The organism is Croceicoccus sediminis (genome assembly GCF_007570835.1).
In the GTDB taxonomy this organism is placed as follows: Bacteria; Pseudomonadota; Alphaproteobacteria; order Sphingomonadales; family Sphingomonadaceae; genus Croceicoccus; species Croceicoccus sediminis.
Map to the genome: position 1 here is coordinate 762479 of NZ_SUNC01000001.1, position 21289 is coordinate 783767.

The 21289-nt window shown below is 63.8% G+C and carries 21 protein-coding genes and 1 riboswitch; of the genes, 10 read left to right on the plus strand and 11 right to left on the minus strand.

Going from position 1 to position 21289, the window contains the following annotated elements; translation table 11 throughout:
- Positions 1 to 102: 102 nt before the first annotated feature.
- Positions 103 to 1335, plus strand: coding sequence for a dual-specificity RNA methyltransferase RlmN (gene rlmN / locus FAX90_RS03430; RefSeq protein ID WP_144095539.1), 1233 nt, complete (start codon positions 103 to 105; stop codon positions 1333 to 1335).
- 15 nt (positions 1336 to 1350) lie between these two features.
- Here the strand turns inward: rlmN and FAX90_RS03435 are convergent, their stop codons facing one another.
- The gene (locus FAX90_RS03435; protein WP_240704698.1) at positions 1351 to 1779 is read right to left on the minus strand and encodes a winged helix-turn-helix transcriptional regulator; all 429 of its coding nucleotides are present in this window, start codon (positions 1777 to 1779) and stop codon (positions 1351 to 1353) included.
- 38 nt (positions 1780 to 1817) lie between these two features.
- Between FAX90_RS03435 and FAX90_RS03440 the strand changes: the two genes are divergently transcribed.
- The 7 genes from FAX90_RS03440 (at position 1818) to FAX90_RS03470 (ending at position 9149) form a co-directional block, all read left to right on the plus strand.
- Positions 1818 to 2411 (plus strand): FMN-dependent NADH-azoreductase, encoded by a 594-nt coding sequence (locus FAX90_RS03440; RefSeq protein WP_144095541.1) that lies wholly within the window; start codon positions 1818 to 1820, stop codon positions 2409 to 2411.
- A gap of 196 nt (positions 2412 to 2607) precedes the next feature.
- Complete coding sequence (locus FAX90_RS03445) at positions 2608 to 2967, plus strand: glycine zipper 2TM domain-containing protein (protein WP_066765668.1); 360 nt, start codon at positions 2608 to 2610, stop codon at positions 2965 to 2967.
- Between the two features lie 129 nt (positions 2968 to 3096).
- Positions 3097 to 3864 (plus strand): SDR family oxidoreductase, encoded by a 768-nt coding sequence (locus tag FAX90_RS03450; RefSeq protein ID WP_144095543.1) that lies wholly within the window; start codon positions 3097 to 3099, stop codon positions 3862 to 3864.
- Between the two features lie 57 nt (positions 3865 to 3921).
- Entirely contained in the window at positions 3922 to 5169 is a 1248-nt protein-coding gene (locus FAX90_RS03455; RefSeq protein ID WP_144095545.1) for an SAM-dependent methyltransferase, read from the plus strand.
- 44 nt (positions 5170 to 5213) lie between these two features.
- The gene (locus FAX90_RS03460) at positions 5214 to 6587 is read left to right on the plus strand and encodes an MATE family efflux transporter (RefSeq protein WP_240704699.1); all 1374 of its coding nucleotides are present in this window, start codon (positions 5214 to 5216) and stop codon (positions 6585 to 6587) included.
- A 9-nt stretch (positions 6588 to 6596) separates the two neighbouring features.
- Entirely contained in the window at positions 6597 to 7814 is a 1218-nt protein-coding gene (locus tag FAX90_RS03465) for an argininosuccinate synthase (protein ID WP_144095547.1), read from the plus strand.
- A 765-nt stretch (positions 7815 to 8579) separates the two neighbouring features.
- Positions 8580 to 9149, plus strand: a complete 570-nt coding sequence (locus FAX90_RS03470) for a septal ring lytic transglycosylase RlpA family protein (RefSeq protein ID WP_144095549.1) — start codon at positions 8580 to 8582, stop codon at positions 9147 to 9149.
- A 9-nt stretch (positions 9150 to 9158) separates the two neighbouring features.
- On the opposite strand, the gene FAX90_RS03475 is transcribed toward FAX90_RS03470, so the two are convergent.
- From FAX90_RS03475 to FAX90_RS03495, 5 genes are all read right to left on the minus strand, one after another.
- Positions 9159 to 9569, minus strand: coding sequence for a hypothetical protein (locus FAX90_RS03475; protein ID WP_144095551.1), 411 nt, complete (start codon positions 9567 to 9569; stop codon positions 9159 to 9161).
- Positions 9570 to 9714: 145 nt separating this feature from the next.
- Positions 9715 to 10029, minus strand: coding sequence for a hypothetical protein (locus FAX90_RS03480; RefSeq protein WP_144095553.1), 315 nt, complete (start codon positions 10027 to 10029; stop codon positions 9715 to 9717).
- Positions 10030 to 10109: 80 nt separating this feature from the next.
- Positions 10110 to 10553, minus strand: coding sequence for a CHRD domain-containing protein (locus FAX90_RS03485; protein WP_144095555.1), 444 nt, complete (start codon positions 10551 to 10553; stop codon positions 10110 to 10112).
- 52 nt (positions 10554 to 10605) lie between these two features.
- Positions 10606 to 13542 carry an excinuclease ABC subunit UvrA gene (gene uvrA, locus FAX90_RS03490; protein ID WP_144095557.1) on the minus strand — a complete coding sequence of 979 codons (2937 nt, stop codon included), beginning with the start codon at positions 13540 to 13542 and terminating at the stop codon, positions 10606 to 10608.
- A 108-nt stretch (positions 13543 to 13650) separates the two neighbouring features.
- Complete coding sequence (locus FAX90_RS03495; protein ID WP_144095559.1) at positions 13651 to 14634, minus strand: hypothetical protein; 984 nt, start codon at positions 14632 to 14634, stop codon at positions 13651 to 13653.
- Positions 14635 to 14718: 84 nt separating this feature from the next.
- Here FAX90_RS03495 and FAX90_RS03500 point away from each other — a divergent pair, with 84 nt between their 5' ends.
- Complete coding sequence (locus FAX90_RS03500; protein ID WP_144095561.1) at positions 14719 to 15468, plus strand: 2OG-Fe(II) oxygenase; 750 nt, start codon at positions 14719 to 14721, stop codon at positions 15466 to 15468.
- Positions 15465 to 16019, plus strand: coding sequence for an RNA 2',3'-cyclic phosphodiesterase (thpR, locus tag FAX90_RS03505; RefSeq protein WP_144095563.1), 555 nt, complete (start codon positions 15465 to 15467; stop codon positions 16017 to 16019). The genes FAX90_RS03500 and thpR overlap by 4 nt, the downstream gene beginning before the upstream one ends.
- Here the strand turns inward: thpR and FAX90_RS03510 are convergent.
- Genes FAX90_RS03510 through FAX90_RS03530 form a run of 5 tightly spaced genes read right to left on the minus strand, consistent with a single transcriptional unit; the run spans position 16012 to position 20806 of the window.
- Entirely contained in the window at positions 16012 to 16335 is a 324-nt protein-coding gene (locus FAX90_RS03510) for a hypothetical protein (protein WP_144095565.1), read from the minus strand. The two genes, thpR and FAX90_RS03510, sit on opposite strands and share 8 nt — an antisense overlap.
- 39 nt (positions 16336 to 16374) lie before the next feature.
- The gene (locus tag FAX90_RS03515; protein ID WP_144095567.1) at positions 16375 to 17157 is read right to left on the minus strand and encodes an ABC transporter ATP-binding protein; all 783 of its coding nucleotides are present in this window, start codon (positions 17155 to 17157) and stop codon (positions 16375 to 16377) included.
- Positions 17157 to 18116, minus strand: a complete 960-nt coding sequence (locus FAX90_RS03520; RefSeq protein ID WP_144095569.1) for a FecCD family ABC transporter permease — start codon at positions 18114 to 18116, stop codon at positions 17157 to 17159. Before FAX90_RS03520 ends, FAX90_RS03515 begins: the two co-directional genes overlap by 1 nt.
- Positions 18113 to 18937 carry an ABC transporter substrate-binding protein gene (locus tag FAX90_RS03525; RefSeq protein WP_144095571.1) on the minus strand — a complete coding sequence of 275 codons (825 nt, stop codon included), beginning with the start codon at positions 18935 to 18937 and terminating at the stop codon, positions 18113 to 18115. The genes FAX90_RS03520 and FAX90_RS03525 overlap by 4 nt, the downstream gene beginning before the upstream one ends.
- A 3-nt stretch (positions 18938 to 18940) precedes the next feature.
- A complete protein-coding gene (locus tag FAX90_RS03530) occupies positions 18941 to 20806 on the minus strand; it encodes a TonB-dependent receptor plug domain-containing protein (protein ID WP_144095573.1) in 1866 nt (621 codons plus the stop codon).
- A 98-nt stretch (positions 20807 to 20904) separates the two neighbouring features.
- Positions 20905 to 21139: riboswitch (cobalamin riboswitch) on the minus strand.
- Positions 21140 to 21289 lie beyond the last annotated feature (150 nt).

Sequence of the window (21289 nt, forward strand, 5' to 3'; positions counted from 1 at the left end):
ACCTGGTCTTGAAAGCGGTGTTCACGCGCCCTTTGCGTGCGCGCGCTTCGTCTCTATCACGCGCCCTTTGCGTGCGCGCGCTTCGTCTCTATATGGCGCGCCATGCAGATCCCCGGCCATATCGATCCCGTTCCCGTCCCCCGGGAGGTCACCCCGCGCGAAGATGGGCGCATCGACCTTCTCGGCCTGACGAAAAAGCAGATTTCCGCCCTCTTCGAACAGGCTGGCCTCGACGCGCGTCAGGCAAAGCTGCGCGGCAAACAGGTCTTTCACTGGATCTACCATCGCGGCGTGTCCGAATTCGACGCGATGACCGATATCGCCAAGACCATGCGCCCGTGGCTGGACGAACGCTTCGTTATCGCCCGCCCCGAAGTGGTCGAGGCCCAGCATTCGACCGACGGCACGCGCAAGTGGCTGCTGCGCACGGCGGACAAGCACGATTTCGAGATGGTCTTCATCCCCGACGCGGATCGCGGCACCCTTTGCGTGTCGAGCCAGGTCGGCTGCACCCTCAATTGCCGTTTCTGCCACACCGGCACGATGCGTCTTGTCCGCAACCTGACGCCGGGCGAAATCGTGGGACAGGTCATGCTGGCCCGCGACGCGCTGGGCGAATGGCCCAAGGGGCGGATGGACGGCCTCGACGATGCGGAGAACGAGGGCGAATATTCCGCCGACGGCCGCCTGCTGACCAACATCGTGATGATGGGCATGGGCGAACCGCTGTATAACTTCGACAACGTGCGCGATGCGTTGAAAATCGTGATGGACGGCGATGGCCTCGCCCTGTCGAAACGGCGCATCACGCTGTCTACCAGCGGCGTCGTGCCGATGATGGACAAGTGCGGCGAAGAGATCGGCGTGAACCTTGCCGTCTCGCTCCACGCCGTGACCAAGGACATCCGCGACGAGATCGTGCCGATCAACAAGAAGTACGGGATCGAGGAACTGCTGCAGGCCTGTGCGGACTATCCGGGCGCATCGAACGCGCGCCGGATCACGTTCGAATACGTCATGCTGAAGGACAAGAACGACAGCGACGAAGACGCACGTGAGCTTGTCCGCCTGATCAAGAAATACGACCTGCCGGCCAAAGTGAACCTGATCCCGTTCAACCCCTGGCCCGGTGCGACCTACGAATGTTCGACGCCCGAGCGTATCCGTGCCTTTTCGAACATCGTCTTCGAAGCCGGAATCAGCGCACCGGTCCGCACCCCGCGCGGGCGCGATATCGATGCGGCCTGCGGACAGTTGAAGACAGCTGCGGAAAAGAAAAGCCGGGCCGAACTGGATCGGATCGCCGCCGAAAAACAGGCAGCACTAGAGGACTGATCGGCTTTCGCCGGTTCAGACTTGTTCGCGTGCGTCGTATTCGGCGCGGGCGCTTTCGATTTCGATACGGTTGTCGATGACCCACCGGCTGAGCATCGTCACCGGCTCCCACAGGGAATGGCCCAGCGGGGTCAGCGCATAGTCGACCCGCGGCGGAACCGAAGGCGTGACCTTGCGGCTGACCAGCCCGTCGCGTTCCAGGTTGCGTAGCGTGCGCGTCAGCATCCTTTGCGAAATGCCGTCGACCGCGCGGCGCAGTTCGTTGAAACGGCGCGGTTGTTCGCCCAGTTTCGTCACGACCTGCATCGACCACTTGTCACCCACGCGCGACATCATGTCGGTCACTGCGGGGCATGCGCCGATCGCCTCGATCGCGGCGGTAACACCCGTGTTCCCTGCAGACGTTCCTGTGCCTTCTTGAAGGTCGGGGTCGATCATTTCCATATGGACCCGGTTATCATTTGATACCGGAGTATAGCAACGTGAATATCCTGCACATCGACAGTTCGACATCCGGCGCCGATTCGGTCAGCCGCGCGGTAACCAAGGCCGCCGTCGACAAGCTGACCGCCGACAATCCCGGCGCAACCGTTACCTATCGCGATCTGGGGACGGAGCCGCTGGCCCATCTGAACCCGATCATTACCGGCGCGATCCGTACGCCCGAAGAAGACCAGACCGAGGACATGAAGGCCGCAGCTGCACCCGAACGCGCGATCCTCGACGAATTCATGGCTGCCGACACGATCGTCATTGGCGTACCGATGTACAACTTTGCCATTCCCAGCAACCTCAAGAGCTGGATCGACCGGCTCGGCGTGCCGCGCACCACGTTCCGCTATACCGAAAACGGCCCCGAAGGACTGGCGGGCGGTCGCCGCGTGATTTTTGCCGTTGCCACGGGCGGCCCCTACGAACCGGGAAAACAGCCGCTCAGCCTGATCGAGGATTTCCTGACGACGATGTTCGGCTTCATAGGGATCGACGACATGACTTTCGTACGCGCCACCGGCGTCGGGATGTCCGGCCCCGAAGCCGCGATCGAGAAGGCGAAGGAAGACATCGCCAAACTCTGAGCGCGACGATCGAGACCGGCGAAACGTGCCTAATTCGGAGTTAATCGCGTTTCGTCGTTTCTCGGAAACAACTCGTCCATAAGCTTGAATCTGACGATGCGGTTCATCTCCCGTTCCGGGACCGGATTGCAGTGATGGGAACAAGAGCTGACCGGCTCGACTGACCGGAGCAGTCGGACTGAAGAAAGGACGAACCATGAAGAAGACGCTGATGGGGGCCCTGGTGGCAGCAAGCGTTGCCATTCCCGCCCCGGTTCTCGCAGATCCGCCGCCATGGGCGCCCGCACACGGCGCGCGTGCCAAGCACAAGGGCGGCCATTACTACGAACCGCGCGTCATGCGACGCGGCGATCGGTACTGGCGCGGTGACGACGGACGCTATTACTGCAAGCGTAACGACGGCACGACCGGCCTGATCATCGGTGCCGCCGGTGGCGCACTGCTCGGCCGCGAAATCGATGGCGGCCGCGACCGTACCACCGGCACCATCCTGGGTGCCGCTGCCGGCGCGATCATCGGCCGCGCGATCGACAAGGGCGATGCCCGCTGCAACTGATGGCATGATATGAATGCCAGCCGGGGGCCGGACACCGAATGCGGTGTTCGGCCCCTTGCCGTTCAGGGCCGCCTCGTTTGCGGCAAGGCCTGTTTGCGATAGGCGGCGTTTTGTGGTCCAAGCCACGCCATGTCCGGTACCGATCGTCCCACCGTCCTGATTACAGGGGCCGCCCGCCGCCTTGGCGCTGAAATGGCCCGCAGCTTCGCCGCAAACGGATGGCACGTCATCATCCATTATCGCAGCTCCGCCGACGAGGCTGAAACGCTCGCCTCCGGCCTCGAAAGCGCCGAAACGGTGCGCTTCGATCTTGCCGATCGCGGTGCGATGGAACGGGTGGTCCGCGATCTGGCCAGCCGGCTTGCGGACTGGCGCGCGCTGGTGAACTGCGCCTCGCTGTTCGAACTCGACAGCACCGAAACGCTGGACCACGCGGTTTTCACCCGCGCGCTACAGGCCAATGCCGAAGGGCCCAGCACCCTTGCCCAGGTCTATCTGGCGCAGGCCCGCGGCGCTGCCGGGCGCCGCGTGATCAACGTGCTGGACCAGAAGCTGGCCAACATGAACCCCGATTTCTTCAGCTATACGATGTCGAAGGCGGCGCTCGCCTCGGCAACGGAAATGCTGGCAATGTCGTGCCGGGGCACGCGCGACCGCATCTACGGCCTTTGTCCGGGTGCCATGTTGCCCAGCTTCGACCAGGAAAAAACCGAACATGAAGCGAGCGGCAGGATGAACCTGCTGCGCCGCCTGACCGATCCTGCCGAACTGGCCGACGCGGCCCTGTTTCTGGCCAGCGGCGCGGCTGCCAACGGCCAGGTGCTCTATGTCGATTCGGGGCAGCACCTGATGCAGCAGGACCGCGATGTCCTGTTTCTTGCACGCGGGGAAAGCTGAAAACATGTGCGATTGCCGCTTGCCTCGCGCGGTAAATATGCGTCTACGTTCAGGGGCATGAGCGCCTCTGACCGGATTATCGCCCGCTTCTTCGCAAGTACCGTCACACGCGGCACGTTGACCGTTCATTTCGAAGGCGGCGGCAGCCAGACTTTCGGTACGCCCGCCCCCGGCTTCGAAGACTTGTCCGTCACCCTGCGCGAAGGTGCGACCCGCCAGATCCTGACCGACCCGCGTCTTGGCGCTGCAGAAGCCTACATGGACGGCAGGCTGACGATCGAAGGCGGCGGGATCATGGAACTGATCCACATGCTGCGCGCGAACCAGCCTTGGGACCGGGGACAGCGCCTGCGCCCGCCCAGCTTCCTGCGCCGGATGAAGGACCGCGTGGCTCATCTGCGCGTGGCGAAAAACCGGGCGTCGAGTTCAAAAAACAACGTCGCGCATCACTACGACATCGGCAACGATCTCTACGAACTGATGCTCGATGCTCCGCACATGCAGTATTCCTGCGCCTATTGGCCGCGCAAGGACATGACGCTGGAACAAGCGCAGGAAGAAAAGCTCGCCCACATCGCGGCCAAGCTGGCGCTGGAGCCTGGACAACATGTCCTCGACATCGGCTGTGGCTGGGGCGGCATGGCGATATTCCTGGCGCGGAAGGCGGCGGTTCGCGTCACCGGCATCACCCTTTCCGAGGAACAGCTGGCCCTTGCCCGCAAACGCGCCGAAGCGGCGGGCGTTGCCGACAAGGTCAGCTTCGAACTCGTCGATTACCGCGACCTTGCGGCATCGGGGCGCCAGTTCGATCGCATCGTTTCGGTCGGCATGTTCGAACACGTCGGCCAGCCGCAATTCGAAACCTATTTCCGCGCCGTCGGCAATCTCATGCATCAGGACGGCGTTGCCCTGATCCACACGATCGGCCGCATGGGCAAGCCCGGCATGACCGACGCGTTCACGCGCAAGTACATCTTTCCCGGCGGCTACATCCCCGCCCTGTCCGAAACCGTGGCGGCCAGCGAGAAGGTGCGCCTGATCGCCAGCGACGTGGAAACGCTGCGCATCCATTACGCCAAGACCCTGCGCTGCTGGTACGACCGCTGCATGGCGCACCAGGCCGAGATCGAGGCGATGTACGATCCGCGCTTCTTCCGGATGTGGACGTTCTACCTGTCGGGCGCGACCGCCGCGTTCGAAAGCGGCGGCATGTGCAATTACCAGATCCAGTACGTGCGTGATCGCCGCGCCCTGCCGCTGTCGCGCGACTACATGGGCAAGGCCGAGAGCAAGCTGCTCGGCTAAGCCGCTGCTTGCCCCGCATGCGGCAGCGGGGCATGGGCGCACGGGTGACTGACGCAGGCCCCCTCACCATGCCCCTGACGCGAAGAGCGATCCTGGCGCAGGCCTGGCCGATCATGCTGGGCCAGGCCTCGGTCCCGCTTGTCGGCATCGTCGACACCATCGTCGTGGGCAGGACCGGCGATGCCGGCGCGCTGGCCGGCGTGGCGCTGGGCGCGACGATCATCAACCTCGTGTTCTGGAGCTTTGGCTTCCTGCGCATGGGCCTCACGGGCCTGACGGCGCAAGCACAAGGGGCAAATCGCCCGCGCGAGGTAGAGGCGATGTTCCTGCGCGGCATCGGCATCGGTGTGGCGCTGGGTCTTGTCCTCCTGGCGCTGCAAGTCCCGCTGACCGCGCTTGCCCTTGCGGTGATGGCAGGGGGCGAAGGGGTCAGCGCAGAGGCTGACGCCTATGTCACCGCCCGGTTCTTCGGCGCGCCCGCCGCATTGGCCGTCTTCGCGATGACCGGCTGGCTGCTGGGCCTTGGCCGAACGCGGGCCGCGCTCCTTCTCCAGATCGTCATGAACGCATCGAACGCGCTGCTCGACGTCGCGCTGGTTTGGGGGGCGGACATGGGCGCGGGCGGCATCGGCGCGGGAACAGCGGGGGCGGAATGGATCGCGCTCGTCACCGGCCTCGTGATCTGCGCGCGGGTGGCAGGCGCAGGCCCGCTGGCCTTGTGGCGACGGGTGCCGAAATCGGACCTGCTGGAACGCGAGGCTCTCAGGAATCTATTCGCGGTGAATCGTGATCTCATGATCCGCACGATCGCCCTGCTCTTGGCCTTCACATGGCTGGCCAGTTCGGGTGCAAGGCTGGGCGCGACGACGCTGGCGGCAAATCACGTGCTGTTGCAGTTCATTTCGGTGGCGGCCTTCGTGCTCGATGCCTTCGCCTTTACGGCAGAAGCGCGCATCGGACAGGCCATCGGGTCCGGTTCATACCGGCGCTTCCTGCGGGCCGTTCGCCTCACCAGCGAATTTGCCCTGATCGGCGGGGCCGCCCTGTCGCTGGCCTACTGGGCGTTCGGAGGATCGGTCATTTCCCTGATGGTCACCGATGCCGCAACGCTTCAGCTAGCCGTTACTTTCCTGCCCTTTGCCGCGCTCGTCCCTTTTATCGGTGCGCCCTCGTGGATGCTCGACGGGGTGTTCATCGGCGCGACTCGCGGCAAGGCGCTGCGCAACGCGGCGGTGCTGACCACCGTGCTTTATATCGGGCTGGACCTGCTGCTGCGTCCCTATGGCAATTGGGGCATCTGGATCGCGTTTTCGGCCACTTATGTCCTGCGCGCCGCGACCCTCGGCGCCTATGTTCCCGGCCTCCTCCGGTCGATCAAACCCGCACAGGCACTTGCAGGCGGCGCAAGTCCCGACTAACCGGCGCGCATGAGCGATTCCATCAAGAAAGTTGTGCTGGCCTATTCGGGCGGCCTCGATACCTCGGTCATCCTGAAGTGGCTGCAGGTCACCTACAACTGCGAGGTCGTGACTTTCACGGCAGACCTCGGCCAGGGCGAGGAACTTGAACCCGCGCGCGCCAAGGCGAAGCTGATGGGTATTCCGGACGAGCACATCTATATCGACGACTTGCGAGAGGAATTCGTGCGCGACTTCGTCTTCCCGATGATGCGCGCCAATGCGAAGTACGAAGGCGACTACCTGCTTGGCACGTCGATCGCGCGTCCGCTGATTTCCAAGCGGCTGATCGAGATCGCCCATGAAACCGGCGCCGACGCCATCGCGCACGGCGCGACCGGCAAGGGCAACGACCAGGTCCGCTTCGAACTGTCGGCTTATGCGCTCGACCCCGATATCAAGGTCATCGCCCCGTGGCGCGAATGGGATCTCAATTCCCGCACCGCGCTGATCGAATGGGCCGAACAGCACCAGATCCCGGTGCCCAAGGACAAGCGCGGCGAAAGCCCGTTTTCGACCGACGCGAACCTCCTGCACACTTCGTCAGAGGGCAAGGTGCTTGAAGATCCGTGGGAAGAGACCCCCGATTACGTCTATTCGCGCACGGTCAATCCCGAGGATGCGCCCGATACGCCCGAATATATCGAGATCGGTTTCGAAAAGGGCGACGGCGTCTCGCTGAATGGCAAGACGACTTCGCCGGCCACGCTCCTGACCGAGCTTAACGAACTGGGCCGCAAGCACGGCATCGGCCGCCTCGACCTCGTCGAGAACCGTTTCGTGGGCATGAAGTCGCGCGGCATGTACGAAACGCCGGGCGGCACGATCTATGCCGCCGCACACCGCGGGATCGAACAGATCACGCTGGATCGCGGAGCGGCGCACCTCAAGGATGAGCTGATGCCCAAGTATGCAGAGCTCATCTACAACGGTTTCTGGTTCGCGCCGGAACGCGAGATGCTGCAGGCCGCGATCGACCATTCGCAGGCATCGGTGAACGGCACCGTGCGCCTGAAGCTCTACAAGGGCTCGGTCTCGGTTGTCGGGCGCAAGTCGCCGAACTCGCTTTACTCCGAACGCCACGTGACGTTCGAGGACGATGCCGGGGCCTATGACCAGAAGGACGCGGAAGGCTTCATCAAGCTCAACGCACTTCGCCTGAAACTGCTGGCGAAGCAGGGCCGCTAAGCGCCTTCGCGGGCGTGCCGCAGTAGCGAGATTGGCTCGCTTCTGCGGCGAACCGCGCCAATTGACGGATTTATCCACTCTTGTCCACCGCGAAGATCGCGTTTTGTGGATAACTTTGCGTTTGGCTGCTTGAACGACTCACGCATCAGGATCACCTTGAACTTGTCGAACGGGGATGAAGCCCTCTCGGATCGGGCCGCAAGGCTCTGAAACGAAAAGGAAATCGAACCGATCGATATGCTGGCGAAAGCCACGCGACAGATGGACGGACCAGCGTCCGGCAGGCCTCTTGAAGGCCGCGGATGAGGAAAGCCCGAATGACGCGAAGGGCACGGTAGCATGGCCGGAATTCCGGTACGACGTGGACGAAAAGGTAAATCCCTTGCGGAAATACCGGATCGGTCGAAACGGCGGACCATCAAGGAAGGAAGGCTTCGGATCCTGGTGAGAACGGAATGGTAGAAGAGAACGCTCTTCTCAACCGACCGAACCCCCGCCATGAACCGGATGCCGGCGCGAGCGCCGGGCGACATAGGCCTCCCGACCTTCGGGGAAGGAAGCCGAAACGCCAGGCGCCAAGTTCCCTTGTGGACCACGCGTCGGTGAGAGTGGGGCCAGCAGCGATGCTGGCCCCATTTGCGTTCGGGCCGCCGATTCGCGTTTTTCCCGCAAATCCGCCCAAAATGAGATCATCCCGGATCGATTGTGGCCGAATTGGGACGGGCCGAAACCATTCAACTACTATTCCATGGTATAAAATATCCCATGGACGGGACAACTTTGCATCGCTTTATCCGCCGCACCCGTGTGACGGATCGCCGCCGCCGCGTATCGCGCCTGGCCGTGGGCTTCGCCCTCGCCTCGCTCGTTCCCGGCGCCGCGCTGGCCGTATCCGAGGACATTCAGGTAACCGCACCGGGCTTCGAACTCGATACGGCCACGCCGGACGAGGCGCTGCCCGAACTGCCCGGCATGGGCACCGACGATACCGGTTTTGCAGAGGTCGAACCGACCATCTCGGAATTGAGTGACGTTGCCGAGGAACTCGGCATCGGGGTCGCCAGCTGGTATGGTCCGCGCTTCGCCGGTCGCCCAACGGCAAATGGCGAACGCTTCGATCCCACCGAATACACGGCTGCGCATCGCACCCTGCCCTTCGGCAGCAAGGTCCGCGTGACATCGCAGCGGACCGGCAAATCGATCATCGTGCGGATCAACGATCGCGGCCCGTTTCACGGCAAGCGCGTGATCGACCTTTCCGAAGCAGCAGCCGATGCGATCGGCATGAAGTCGCGCGGACAGGACCGCGTTGCACTAAGCCTCCTGCAGGACTGATTTTCCCGATTACTGGACCGGCGTTGCCTCTGCCGCTGTCGGCTCTTCCATGATCGGTTCGGCCTCGCCCGGCGTTTCGGGTTCAGGAGTGCTGCTTTCCGCCGCCTTCGGCGCAGGAGCCGTGCTCTTGCTGAAGATGCCGACCTGCTGACCGCACCAGCGCAATTGTTCCATGGCGCGGTCGCGTTTTGCCCCGCGCAGATCGTCTACGGTAAGCTGCTGCTGGGCCAACCTGCCGGTCAGACATTCGCACAGCTGGTCTTTCTTCCGCTCGGTCGGCGCGAAGTGACCGACAACCGACTTGCAATCGCTGACTTTCTCGACACGCTGCTCGTCCTCCAGACCCGGCTTCGGGTCCTCACACCCTGCGAGTGCGAATGTCGCGAGCGCCAGTGCGCCTGCAAACCTGACCGCCGTCATCGAAATGCCTCCATTATGCGTCCGTTCGGCCCGATTCCTAGCGGGTGACGGTGAAGAGCAGGTTACCCGCCCTGCCCCACGGGCTCGATCTCATGGATTTTCACCCGATCAGCGTGCCGCTGCAAGGTGTCAAATCCAGCGGTGGTCAACCCGCGTGCATATGCAGGCACGCGTCGGAAATCGACTTCAATTCCGGCGCGTCGGTACCGAGCAATTCCTCGAGTTTCAGCTTCTGACGCCGCGTCTCCACGATCAGGCAATCACAGACGAGCCCTGCGCGCCGTTCGGTAAGCGGTTGCTGCATGTACTGCGCGACGCACTGTCCCCGCACTTCGGCGTTCTGCCCGCCGCCGTGCTGGTTCATTCTCGTGCGAATATCCTCTGCGAAGAAGAACGACACCGCCGTCGCTATCACCGCGAGGATGAGGAAAATAATCAGTTTCTTGGCACCGTTGCTCATGCAAACCCCCTGGAATCGGGAGCTTGCATGGCATGGGACTGGTTAACCGCCCGCTAAGGCTATCGCGGGGGACGTGGCGATCAATGGCTCATCAATTGCCCGCGAACCGCGCCTGCCGGATGTTCGGCATTGTGGACGTTGACGTAGAACGAACCCGGATCGGCCCAGATCGCCGCCATCGTATCGGCGTCGACGTCGGCGCAGCCTTCGACCTTGCCGTCCGTCGGCGCGGAAAGGGCGACCGCGACACCGCCGTTCACACCTGCCGCGCCGCTGTGAATGTGCGCCGCCGTCGGTGCGTCGACTTTCGTAACCATCAGGCGATAGCAAAGCTTCCCGTCTTCATCCGGCCAGGCCATGAACTGGCCGCGTCCATCCTCGTCACCGTCCGATACCTCGTTCGTGCCGAGCAGGCCTGCCATCAGCATTTTGGAATGGCCGTCAGCCTTGGGATTTTCCTCATGATGACCAGCGATGGCGGGTGTAGCTGCGACGATCGCAGCAAGAGCGATGATTTTTTTCATTCTTCGCGACTCCTTCTCCTGCGCTCAGCCTATCACGTGGCACGCGCTACCACTACTCTGCCGCTTCGCGCCCCAGCACCGGCTTGCCGAGCATGGGGGCAAGGTACTGTCCGGTAAAGCTGCGCGGGTTTTCGGCGACCGTTTCGGGCGTGCCTTCGGCAACGATCTCGCCGCCGCGCACACCGCCTTCGGGGCCAAGATCGAGTATCCAGTCGGCCGTCTTGATGACATCGAGGTTGTGTTCAATGACGACCACGCTGTTCCCCTGCTCCACCAGGCGGTGCAACACTTCAAGCAGCTTGCGTACGTCTTCGAAATGCAGGCCGGTCGTCGGCTCGTCCAGGATGTAGAGCGTCTGTCCGGTGGACCGGCGCGACAGCTCCTTGGCCAGTTTCACGCGCTGCGCCTCACCGCCCGAAAGCGTCGTTGCCTGCTGGCCGACCTTGACGTAGCCGAGGCCGACCTCGTTCAACATGTGCATCTTGTCGCGAATCGGCGGGACTGCCTTGAAGAATTCTTCCGCATCCTCGATCGTCATGTCCAGCACGTCGGCAATCGAATGCCCCTTGAACTTCACTTCCAGAGTTTCGCGGTTGTACCGCTTGCCGTGGCATTCCTCGCACGTGACATAGACGTCGGGCAGGAAGTGCATCTCGATCTTGATGAGGCCGTCGCCCTGACACGCTTCGCAGCGGCCGCCCTTCACGTTGAAGCTGAAGCGCCCCGGCTTGTACCCTCGCGCCTGCGCCTCTGGCAGCCCTGCGAACCAGTCGCGGATGTTGGTAAAAGCGCCCGTGTAGGTCGCCGGGTTCGACCGCGGCGTGCGTCCGATCGGGGACTGGTCGATCTCGATCACCTTGTCGCAATTTTCGAGCCCGGTGATCTTGTCATGCGCACCGGCCACGACGCGCGCGCCGTTCAATGTTCGGGCAGCACCGGCGTGGAGCGTGTCGATTGTGAAGCTCGACTTACCCGAACCCGAAACGCCGGTGATGCAGGTGAACGTGCCCAGCGGGATCGAGGCGGTGACATCGCGCAGATTGTTCGCCCGCGCGCCGTGCACCGTGATCTTCTTGCCGTTACCTTTGCGGCGCTTGTCGGGCACCGCGATTTCCCGCGTGCCGTTGAGATAGGCCGCCGTCAGCGAGGTCTTCGACTTCAACACCTGCTTCAACGTGCCCTGCGCGACGACTTCGCCGCCATGCACGCCCGCACCGGGACCGAGATCGACGACATGGTCCGCCGTGCGGATCGCGTCCTCGTCATGTTCGACGACGATGACCGTATTGCCAAGGTCGCGCAGCCGCTTCAAAGTTTCCAGCAAGCGATCGTTATCGCGCTGGTGCAGACCGATCGACGGTTCGTCGAGGACGTAGAGCACGCCCGAGAGACCCGAACCGATCTGGCTGGCAAGCCGGATACGCTGGCTCTCACCGCCCGACAGAGTGCCGCTCGTCCGGTCGAGGTTCAGGTAATCAAGCCCAACATTGTCGAGAAAGCCCAGCCGCTCGTTGATCTCTTTCAGGATCGCCTTGGCAATCTGGTTCTGCGTATCGTTCAGCTTTTCCGGAAGGGCCAGGAACCAGTCCTTGGCGTCCGAAACGCTCATCTTCGTCGGCTCGGCGATGTCGGTCGCGGCGATCTTTACCGCCAGCGCCTTTTCATTGAGGCGCTTGCCGTCGCAGACCTCGCAAGGTTGCGCGGTCTGGTACTTGCCCAGTTCTTCGCGCATCCACGCGCTTTCGGTCTGCAACATGCGGCGGTTGAGGTTGCCAATCACACCTTCGAACGCCTTCTTGACCGTATATTCCTTGCGTCCGTCCTTGAACGTCAGCGGGATCGCGCGGCCCCTGGTTCCGTAGAGGATGATGTCGCGGATTTCCTTGTCGAACTCCTCCCAGGGGGTGGTGAGGTCGAATTCGTATTCCCGCGCAAGGCTGGCCAGAACCTGCATGTAATAGGGCGACGGCGGATTGGACTTCGCCCATGGCACGACCGCGCCTTTCTTGAGGCTCAGCCCTTCGTTCGGGACGACGAGCTGCGGATCGAACAGCAGCTTTTCGCCCAGACCGTCACAGGCCGCACAGGCCCCCTGCGGCGCATTGAACGAGAACAGGCGCGGCTCGACCTCTTCGATAGTGAAGCCGGATACCGGGCAGGCGAACTTTTCGGAAAAGACGATGCGGTTTGCGGGAAGCCCCGCGCCTTTCATCTGGCCGCCGGTGACGTTGGCGCCTTTCTCCTCTTCCTCGCGCCCCGGCACGACGCCGTCGGCAAGGTCGATATAGGCCAGCCCCTCGGCCAGCTTCAGCGCGGTCTCGAAGCTGTCGGCCAGCCGCGTCTCGATCCCTTCGCGCACGGCGATGCGGTCTACAACGACCTCAATGTCGTGCTTGTACTTCTTGTCGAGCGCGGGGGCTTCCTCGATCGGGTACATCTCGCCATCGATGCGCACGCGGGTAAAGCCCGCCTTCTGCCACTCGGCCAGTTCCTTGCGATACTCGCCCTTGCGGCCGCGCACGACCGGCGCAAGCAGGTAGGCGCGCGTCCCTTCGGGCAGGGTCATCACGCGGTCGACCATATTGGACACCGTCTGCGCCTCGATCGGCAGGCCGGTCGCCGGGCTGTAGGGAACGCCGACCCGCGCCCAGAGCAGGCGCATGTAGTCGTAGATTTCGGTCACGGTCGCCACGGTCGAGCGCGGGTTGCGGCTCGTCGTCTTCTGCTCGATCGAGATCGCGGGCGAGAGGCCGTCGATATGTTCGACGTCCGGCTTCTGCATCATCTCCAGAAACTGGCGCGCATAAGCCGAAAGGCTCTCGACATAACGGCGCTGCCCTTCGGCATAGATCGTGTCGAAGGCAAGGCTCGACTTCCCCGAGCCGGACAGGCCCGTGATCACGATCAGCGCGTCACGCGGCAGATCGATGTCGACACCCTTCAGGTTGTGTTCGCGCGCGCCGCGCACGGAAATCTTGGTAAGACTCATGGGAGAATGATGTTCCGCAAATGTTCCGCCGCGTCAAGCCGCATCGTCAGACGGTCGCGTGGCCAGTTACCGTCGATGTGGTAACGCGCGGCGCGATTGCAACGCCGGTCAGAACAACGGCGCGGGCTGTTCCAGCGGAATGCCCGCGCTGGCCGAGACCTGCCCGATCCATTGAACGACTTTCGCGATTTCCTCGTCGACGGTTTCGCCGTGACTCTCCGAAGGTGTTGGAACCGCGCCGCCGGTCTTGGCATCGCGAGCGAATGTGCCGCCGTTCGCAATTTCGCGAGCCATCTCGTCGCTGATCGCCGCGCCTGCGAATGCCATGGTGTGCCGGACGGTGTCGGCCGCCCGCTCCTTCACCAACCGCGCGTCGAGCGATCGCAGCCTCTCGCCCGCCGCAGCCATCTGCATCGCAAACCAGCGCCGGTTCATCAGCCACGCCAGCCCCGCCACCTGCAAGTCGCTCATCGCGAAAACTTGTCTGCCGTCCATACCGAGGTTCAGCGGCGCATAGTCCTGTATTTCGAGATAGAGCCGCCGGGCCCAGCTGCGCCCCGGCAATCCCTTGCGATGGATCGAGGCAAGAAACGCCTCGCACCCGCTCGAAAGCATGATCGCGCGCGCATCGGGGCGGGCCGCCATCAGGGGGGGGATCAGGCCATTGGCGTGATTGCTGGGCTTTACGAAGACGACCTCGCCCTCGCTGCGCGGGCGTGCAAGCAGCGCCAGCACCGGCGGCAACAGCGGATGCGCCGCCGTTCCATGGGCCGCGATGTCGTTGAGGATACCCGGCTCGCTATAGCCCACCGAATGCTCCGGAATGTCCAGCGCCTTGGCCAGCAGGGTCGAGCGACAGAACGCCGTGTGGAAGATGAAGTGCAGCCGCCCGCCGGGTTGGGCCACGTGCTGCAAGTCCGCCAGGGTCAGCCAGGTCTGGTCTTGCTCGCCGTACGGTTCGAACTGGGCCAGGAACGGACCTTCGCCCAGCCGTTCACGGTCGATTTTCAGGAACTGGATGCGCCGCCCGGCCATGTCCAGCCGATGCGGCATCCATGCCGGGTCGCCGATGATCGTTGCCGCGCTTGCCATGCCGATGCTCTAGGACGCTGCTTGGCGGTGTGCAATCGCGCCTCGCCTGTTCCGTCAGGCGGCGGGCGCTGCTAGCACGATGGCATGGACCTCGGCCTCAATCCCGAACTCGACCGCGCGGCGCTGGCGCAGACTTACCGGCACGACAATCGCGTGCAGATCCGCGACGTGCTGCGCCCTGAAAGCGCGCAGGCCGTGCTGGAGGCACTGCATGGCGTGCCTTGGAACCTTGTCTTCCGGGAAGGTGACAAGGTGGTGGAGATGACGCCGGAGCAGCTGCGCGCCCTCTCCCCGGAACAGGCCGGGCAGATCAGGCAAATCGTCGATCGCGGCGCGCAGAGCGGGTTCCAGTTCTTCTACAACAACTACCCGTTGCTGCAGGACTACTTCCGGCCCGGACGGCAGGACCGCGAGATTTTCCGCGCCTTCGAATTCCTGAACAGCGAGCCGGTTCTGGATTTCCTGCGCGAGGTCACCGGGCTGACGGACACGCGCTGGGTGGATGCTCACGGCGCGCTGTATCAGGCCAATCATTTCCTGAAATACCATACCGACAAGTCGGAGACCGAGCCGCGCCTTGCCGCCTATGTCCTTAGCCTGGCGCATGACTGGGATCTGGACTGGGGCGGGTTGCTGCAGTTCTGGAACGAAGATGACGACGTCGAATTCGCGCTACGCCCGCGGTTCAACGCGCTCAACATCTTCACCGTGCCGCGCCGCCATTCGGTCAGCGCGGTGACATCCTATGCGCCGCCGCGCCGATTTTCGATTACGGGCTGGCTACGCGCGGACGAGCCGCCGTTTCCGATTCCGGCAACCAGCCAAAGCCGATGAGCCACCGCCTCTTCGTCGCCATTCGCCCAAGCGAGCAGGCGATGGATGCCATGTTCGATGTCATGGACTGCATCGAGGATGCCCGCTGGCAGGACGAAACACAGCTGCACCTGACCTTGCGCTATATCGGCGAAGTCGACACGCCGCAGGCCAACGACATCGCTGACGCGCTGTCGCGGATAGAGATGCCTGCCTTCGATCTGGAACTGCGCGGACTGGGCCATTTTTCCCGGTCGCACTGGCCCCACGCCGTCTGGTCGGGTGTGGCGCATTCGCCCGAATTGCTGACGTTGCAGAAGAAGGTTGAGCGCGCCGTGGTCTCAGCAGGTTGCGAACCGGAAACGCGGCGGTTCCTGCCCCACGTGACGCTGGCGCGGCTCAACCGGTCTAGCGGCCCGATCGGCGACTGGATGGCGCGTTTCGGGGATTTTCACGCAGCGCCCATGCCGGTGGACAGCTTCATCCTGTATGAAAGCACGCTGACGAACAGCGGGTCGCAATACGACCCTATCGTCAGGTTCGAACTGGGCAAAAACACAAACCTCAAGTAACCTTGAGGTCGACGTCGGCGACCATTCGCCCCCTGTATTCGCAGGTATAGCGCAGCACATAGACCGCCTCGCGCATCGATATCACCGATTCCTCGGCAAAACGGGCGCAGGAACTGGCGCAGGCGTCCGGCGAAAAGGTCGTGTCCTGCATCAGGATGACGTCCTTGATGTAATCGTTCGTCAGCCTGAACGTGCAGTCGAGCGCGGCCCGTTGCCGGATCGCCCGCGGATCGCGCGACTCCTGCGCCGCCGCCGGTACAACCGGCGCGGTGACGAGGCCCAGCACGACTGCGGCCAGGTAAGGTATTCCACGCATCCTGGACAAATCATGCCGTAACCGTGGTTTCAGTCAAGTTTACGCGGGCAACTGTCCCATGGCGAGAGCGCGCGCGCCCCGCTCGCCCAACCATTGGCAGGGGACTTGCCACACGTTTTCGATGACTTCGCGCGACAGCGCCCTTTCGGGGATGTTGTCGGCGACGATCCGGCCACGATCGATCACGATGACCCGGCCCGCGTGGTTCATGGCGGCGGCAAGATCGTGCATGACGACCACGACACCGCGCCCCGCGTTCGCCTGTTCCTTCAGTGAAACGGCCAGTGCCTGTTGGTGCGACAGGTCGAGATTGGCCAGCGGTTCATCGGCCAGGATCCAGTCCGGCTCCCCGGCCAGCACCCGCCCCATGGCGGCGCGCGCCTTTTCCCCGCCCGATAGCTGAGAGACGGGACGATCGGCCAGCAGATCCAGCTCCATCGCCGTCATGGCCTTGGCAATCGCGTCGCGGTCCGCATCCCTGCTGGCCCGCGCCGGACGGCCGGGAACGGAACGCCAAGGCAGGCGGCCCAGCGAAACCAGCGTCGCCACCGAAATGTCCCACGCGACATCCGCCTGTTGCGGCAGGAATCCGATCAGGCGCGCTCTTTCGCGGGCGGGAATGGACGACACTCCACGACCGCCCAGCTTGACTGCTCCGCCCGCCGCGGGAAGCAGCCCCGCCAGCGCCGCCAGCAGGCTCGACTTGCCAGCGCCGTTCGGGCCGCAAATCGCGGTGAGCACGCCCGGTTCAAGCGCGAGCGAGACATCCTCGACCACCTTTCGGTGCGCGCGCGAGACCGCAAGATCGCTTGCCATCAGCATCAGGCGAGTTCCCGGCGCAGACGCAAGAGAAGCGCAAGGAAGAACGGCGCACCCAGCAGCGAAAGCGCGATGCCAAGCCGCAACTCGCTCGCCATCGGCAGGATGCGGCAGATCGTGTCGGCGACCAGCACCAGCAGTCCGCCGGCCAGCGCGCTGGGCAGGATAAGGCTGGATGGACGGCGATCCGTGAACGGGCGCACGAGATGCGGAACCATCAGGCCGACGAAGCCGATGATGCCCGCAACGGCGACGCCCGCCCCGATGACAAGGCCGATGCCCAGCACGATCCACCACTGCAACCGCTTTGCCTCGACCCCCAGCGACACGGCGGCCTGCTCACCCAGCGTCAAGGCGTCGAGCGAGGGCCCGGTCCGCCACAGCACCGCCAGCCCCGCCAAAGTGAGCGGCGCGGCGATCCACAAATCGGCCCAGCTTCGATCGGTCAGCGCGCCCATCAGCCACGTCACGATCTCGCTGGTTGCGAAAGGGTTGGGTGATAGCGAGATGGCAAGGCTGGTCAGCGTTCCGGCAAGGCTGGCGATCATCAGGCCCGCCAGCGTGAACAGCGCGATCCCGCCCGTGCGTCCGGCAATCAGGGCGAGAAGGGCCATCGCCCCGCCAGCGCCGACCAATGCGAATGCGGGAAGCACGAAAGGAACCGAGGCCAGCCCCAGGAACAGGGCCATAACCGCCCCGAATGCCGCGCCCGGAGCGATACCGAACAGGCCCGGATCGGCCAGAGGATTGCGCAAGTAGCCCTGCATCGCGGCACCCGCACCGCCAAGACCCGCGCCGATGACAACGGCAAGGAGCCCGCGCGGCAAGCGTAGTTCCATCAGGATCGTCGTCGCGTGCGGCACGGGATCGGCCCATGGCGCGATCCACGCCCGCCCTGCCAGCAGCGATAGCGGCAGCGCGGCGGCGAGTGCCAGAAGTAGAAGGAGCGAAAGGCGCCTCACCGCGGCAAGCCCTCCCGGATCTCGGCAAGTCTGGCCGCCGCGGCAATGATCGTCGGACCGCCACACCACGTCAGCCGCGTATCGAAATCGGTCGTCCGGCCGGACAGCGCGGCCAAAGCGGGATGGTTCTGCATCCGCCCGCTCCCGGCGTTCAGGATCACTTGCGGCGGATCGGCCAGCACGTCTTCGAGCGGCACTACGGCCCCCTGCCCCAGCCCGCGCCCTGCCGAAAAGTTGGTGAAGCCGGTATTGCGCAGCAGATCGGAGACCAGCGTAGCTTCGCCCGGCACAAGACCACCTGATTGCCAGACTAGGGCAGAGACCGGCTCCTGACCGGAGGGCTTCGCCGCGATCAGGCTTTCGTCGATTTCGGTCACTAGCCGCTCTCCGGCATCCCGCTCGTCAGCGATGGCAGCAAGTTCGCGCACTTGCTGCCTCGCATCATCGACCGAAGCGATCGAACCTGTCTTCACCACGCGATACCCCATCGCGGCAAGCGCCCGCTCGGTCGCCGGCGGCAGAAACGTGCCGGCAATGACGACGTCAGGGTCCAGCCGCGCGATTTCTTCCGCGTTGCCCGAGGTGGCGGCGAAACGCCGTGCAACATCGGTATCCATCGAACTGGATGCCGGATCCTGGCTGTAATGCGAAACCGCGACCAGATGACCGGGAGCAATCTCGGCCAGAATGGCATCGGCGCAGGGGTTCAGCGACGCGATTCGCGGGCCGCCTGCATCCTCGCCGTCCCGGTTATCCGGCGCGGGCGCACACGCGGCGGCAAGCAAGCTTGCCAGCACCGCGATATGCGCGCCGCGCCGCATGGATCAGATGCTCAGCCGAGCGCCGACATAGGCGCTGCGCCCCGCAGTTCCGTATCCGGCGACGGTTTCATATCCGGCGTCGAACAGGTTCTCGACCCGGCCGAACAGCTCAACCGTGCCCAGCGGCACCGAACCGCGCAAGTCGACGGTCTGATACCCGTCCAGCCGCGTCCATTCGCCGCGATCGTCGAAGCTGTCTCCGACCATGCGAATGTCTGTGCCCAGTGCGATTCCCGCGAAAGGCGCGGTCCAGTCGAGGCTGGCCGTCATCGCGTGGCGTGGGCGGCGGTTGAGGTCGTTGCCTTCATAAACGCCGCCCGGCGTCCGGTCGGTCGATTCGACATATGTATAGACAAGGCCTGCACGCAGATTGTCCGAAGGACGCGCGCCCAGTTCGATCTCGACCCCTTCGGACCGCGCCTTGCCGATGTTGTAATAGGAATAGGACACGAGATCGAAATCGATCAGGTTGCGGCTGTCCCGGCGGAACAGCGAAACCCCTGCGAAGAACGGACCGTCGCGGTATCCTTTCTCCAGGCCGATGTCATAGCCCTTGCTCGTTTCCGGGTTCAGCCCGGTATCGCCATAGAACGAATAGAGCTGGTAAAGCGAAGGGACCTTGAACCCCTCACCGTAACTGGCGCGCACACGCAGGTCTGCCGCGATCGAGACCGCGGCGTTGGCACCGAACGTCCATTCATCGCCGAAGGTCGAGTGATCGTCATAGCGCGCACCGGCCGAAACCGACGCAAAAGGCAAGTAGATACCCAGCATGGCGTGGCCGCTGTTGATCGAGGCATCCCGGGTCGTGCCACTGTCCTCGAATTCCGACCATTCCCGATCTGCGCCGAAGTCGAGCCGCACCGGACCTGCCAGAGCGTACTGCCCGAAGACCTCGGCCCGCTCGGTACGGCCCTTCGTGGCATAGGGAAAATCGCCGTAGCTTTGGCCGGTATACGTCCGCTCGGTATCCGAAAGCGCATAGCCCGCGCGCAGCGACAGGCGGTCGCCACGGTATTCCGCGCCGATCCGGCCCGACCACTCGCTGGTATCCTGCAAGTCGGCGGTGTCGGCAAAGGCGTAAGTGGGCGCAGGGTAGCCGTCCTGTTCCAGCCGGGAATCGGCATAGCGGCCATTTGCCACGATGCTGAGGATGTCGGTCAGCCGGTACCGCGCGCGGCCGGTGACTTGATACTGGCGATATCCGTCATCTTCGGTGCCGCTGCGTGCCGCGCTGAAACCGTCGGTGTCATAGTAGCTGCCGGTGACGCCCATTTCGAACGCATCGCCGCGAATACCGCCGCCAAGCGTGGTGTAAACGCTATCGCGCGCGCCATATTCGGCACTGGCCACAATCCCGTCCGGCGCGCGGGTGGTCAGGTTCATGACCCCGCCCATCGCATCGGCGCCCCAGGCAACGGAATTCGGCCCGCGCAGCAGTTCGATCTGCTCGATCTCGCCTGCCAGCAGATTACCGAAGTCGAAACCGCCGCCGGGCGATGCGGCGTCGTTGACTTTCACCCCGTCGATCAGGACCAGAAGCTGCTCGGACGCGGCGCCGCGCACGCGAACGCCGGTGAACCCGCCCGCCCCGCCGTTTCGCGTGGCCGTGACGCCGGGCATGCGCTGAAGCACGCGGGAAAGGTCCGGGCCCTGCACGGACTCGATCTCATCGCGCGAGATGATCGATATCGGCTGCCCGGTCTGAGAGACGTCGATCGGCAGCCCCGTCGCAGTCACGGTGATGGTGGACACTTCCTCCACCATCGGCGGCGGGGCGGCTGTCGCGTATTCGATCTCACCATCGGCATCCTGCGCAAGGGCGGGTGCGGCAAGGACGGAACTCAACAGGAACAGGTACTTGTACATAAAAACTCCCGAATGGAACGAAACGCCGTCCAGACGGGAGATCAGCCGGACACATTGCCGACCGACCGCTCGCTGCTCCAGGTACACCCCGCCCCGAAACGTGAACGACAGCTACGGGCAGGTCTCCTGGCTCCCGGGTCATCGCGCATCCCTTCGCCTTCCCGGTCCGCATCGCTGCGGCAGCCAGTGGCGCGTGAAGGGCGCGCTGTCCGGTTACAGTTGCGGGGGCAGCGCCGGAGTGGCAGGCTTCGAAACGAAGCACAAAGCGCACCGGACTTCCCTCTTAGCGCCTCACCCGGATGGGATCGGCGAACCCGTAACGTCGCCGCGCCCCTAGGACGGCAGTGCAACATTGGCAATAGTTGCCGTGGAAACAGCCCATCTTGATACTGCGAACCAATTGCAAAGATAGTTCTCGGGCTCGACTTTTTGCTGGTTGCAATCCCTAGATCAGGGGCCTAGGTCGCCTTTCGAACCCGTGGC